The sequence below is a fragment of the Veillonella sp. R32 genome (assembly GCF_010093125.1).
Taxonomy (GTDB): Bacteria; Bacillota; Negativicutes; order Veillonellales; family Veillonellaceae; genus Veillonella_A.
Window position 1 is genome coordinate 1 of record NZ_NMZQ01000085.1, and the last position, 1,116, is coordinate 1,116.

At 59.9% G+C, this 1,116-nt stretch carries 2 protein-coding genes; both read left to right on the forward strand.

Annotation, left to right across the window (positions count from 1 at the left end; genetic code table 11):
• Nucleotides 1-876, forward strand: an 876-nt coding sequence (locus VER_RS10265; RefSeq protein WP_162100705.1) for a S49 family peptidase, incomplete at its 5' end; no start/stop codon positions are given.
• Between the two features lie 9 nt (nucleotides 877-885).
• On the forward strand, nucleotides 886-1,116 hold a 231-nt coding region (locus tag VER_RS10270; RefSeq protein ID WP_162100706.1), incomplete at its 3' end, for a head decoration protein.

Genomic DNA, 1,116 nt, shown 5'->3' on the forward strand with positions numbered 1-1,116 from the left:
CGTGTGCGTGACATAAAACCGGTATGGGCGCTTGCCAACGACATGAACTGCAGTGCAGGTCAGTTGCTTGCCAGTGCCGCCTCCCGGCGTCTGGTCACGCAGACCGCCCGGACAGGCTCCATCGGCGTCATGATGGCTCACAGTAATTACGGTGCTGCGCTGGAGAAACAGGGTGTGGAAATCACGCTGATTTACAGCGGCAGCCATAAGGTGGATGGCAACCCCTACAGCCATCTTCCGGATGACGTCCGGGAGACACTGCAGTCCCGGATGGACGCAACCCGCCAGATGTTTGCGCAGAAGGTGTCGGCATATACCGGCCTGTCCGTGCAGGTTGTGCTGGATACCGAGGCTGCAGTGTACAGCGGTCAGGAGGCCATTGATGCCGGACTGGCTGATGAACTTGTTAACAGCACCGATGCGATCACCGTCATGCGTGATGCACTGGATGCACGTAAATCCCGTCTCTCAGGAGGGCGAATGACCAAAGAGACTCAATCAACAACTGTTTCAGCCACTGCTTCGCAGGCTGACGTTACTGACGTGGTGCCAGCGACGGAGGGCGAGAACGCCAGCGCGGCGCAGCCGGACGTGAACGCGCAGATCACCGCAGCGGTTGCGGCAGAAAACAGCCGCATTATGGGGATCCTCAACTGTGAGGAGGCTCACGGACGCGAAGAACAGGCACGCGTGCTGGCAGAAACCCCCGGTATGACCGTGAAAACGGCCCGCCGCATTCTGGCCGCAGCACCACAGAGTGCACAGGCGCGCAGTGACACTGCGCTGGATCGTCTGATGCAGGGGGCACCGGCACCGCTGGCTGCAGGTAACCCGGCATCTGATGCCGTTAACGATTTGCTGAACACACCAGTGTAAGGGATGTTTATGACGAGCAAAGAAACCTTTACCCATTACCAGCCGCAGGGCAACAGTGACCCGGCTCATACCGCAACCGCGCCCGGCGGATTGAGTGCGAAAGCGCCTGCAATGACCCCGCTGATGCTGGACACCTCCAGCCGTAAGCTGGTTGCGTGGGATGGCACCACCGACGGTGCTGCCGTTGGCATTCTTGCGGTTGCTGCTGACCAGACCAGCACCACGCTGACGTTCTACAAG